Source organism: Rouxiella sp. Mn2063 (assembly GCF_049319665.1).
In the GTDB taxonomy this organism is placed as follows: domain Bacteria; phylum Pseudomonadota; class Gammaproteobacteria; order Enterobacterales; family Enterobacteriaceae; genus JBMOUD01.
The window spans coordinates 1-1382 of the sequence record NZ_JBMOUD010000039.1; the positions used below are offsets into that span (position 1 = coordinate 1).

Annotated in this window: 1 protein-coding gene; it reads left to right on the forward strand. The window is 49.0% G+C overall.

The annotated features are described in order from the left end of the window. Window positions 1–87: 87 nt before the first annotated feature. A complete protein-coding gene (locus ACL9RG_RS22700) occupies window positions 88–1107 on the forward strand; it encodes an IS110 family transposase (protein WP_422794911.1) in 1020 nt (339 codons plus the stop codon). Window positions 1108–1382: the final 275 nt, after the last annotated feature.

A 1382-nucleotide genomic window follows, 5' to 3' on the forward strand; every position in this document is an offset into this window, starting at 1 on the left:
CAGGGATAATGAGATGGACGCTCCAGCTTTCGCGGCATCTAAGTGCCAAAATGTGAGTGTTAAAACTCAAAAAGAAGGAGCGTCCACATGCAAGTATCTACTCTTGGTATTGACCTGGCAAAAAACGTTTTCCAACTTCATGGCGTTGATCACACCGGCAGCACTGTGCTCAGAAAAAAACTCACTCGAGCTCAACTCGTGCCGTTTATAAACCAGTTGCCACCTTGTCTGATTGGCATGGAGGCTTGTTCCTCCAGCCATCACTTTGCCCGAGTTTTTAGTCAATTTGGACATCAGGTGAAACTTATGCCGCCGCAATATGTTAAGCCCTATGTCAAAACGAATAAGACAGATGCGGCCGATGCCGAAGCTATTTGCGAGGCCGTTACCCGCCCTAACATGCGTTTTGTACAGGTCAAAACGGCTGAACAGCAGTCAGTACTCGTCCTTCATACTGAGCGTAGTATCCTCATTCGGGAGCGGGTCGCCTGTGTGAACAGTTTACGCGCCATGCTGGCTGAGTTTGGTCTGGTGATGCCCGTCGGGTGTCGTGCTTTTCAACGTGGTATCCCCGATATTTTAGAAGATGGCAATCTCCTCTTATCGCCATTTGTACGTCGCAGCGTCATGCGTCAATTTGAGCATATTCAGGCGCTAGAAGAGCAGGTAATCCTGATAGAACAGGAACTCAGCGAGTGGGCGAAGACTCAGCCAGCCTGTCAGCGAGTGATAAAGGTGCCCGGAGTGGGATTGATGACCGCCACCTATCTGGTGGCCTCAGTTGGTAATGGTCAGCAATTCCATAATGCTAAACAATTTGCTGCCTGGTTGGGGCTGACACCCCGTGAACACTCCAGTGGGGGTAAACAGCGCCTTGGTCATATCAGTAAGCGCGGTGATAGCTATTTTCGATATTTGTTGGTGCACGGTGCCCGAGCGGTGGCGGCGGTGATTGAGCGACATAAAGAAGAGATGCCATGGCTCTTTGCCTTGCTAGGGAAGAAAAACTATAACGTTGCGGTTGTGGCACAGGCGAGTAAAACGGCGCGTATCTTGTGGTCGATGTTGGTACACGAAACAGAATATCGACTCACTGTCCCTCATTAAGAGGAGCTTAAAGAGGGACAGTGAGTCAGAAAGGGTAAGAGGCAGTCCAGTAATTGTATGTATAATCAAAAAGATGGCAAAACAGGTAAGACCGCAAGTGAGATACTCCGAAAGCAGGCAGGGCAATTTAGCCCGTAGGGATGATAGGAACTCACTTGGCGGATTTCATCATGGTTCGAGCAAATAGTGCTCAAAGAGAAACCGGATATATGGCTGCAATACCTGAGCGCTATTTTCAAGAAAACCACGTGCAATATTGGGAGCGTCCATATACG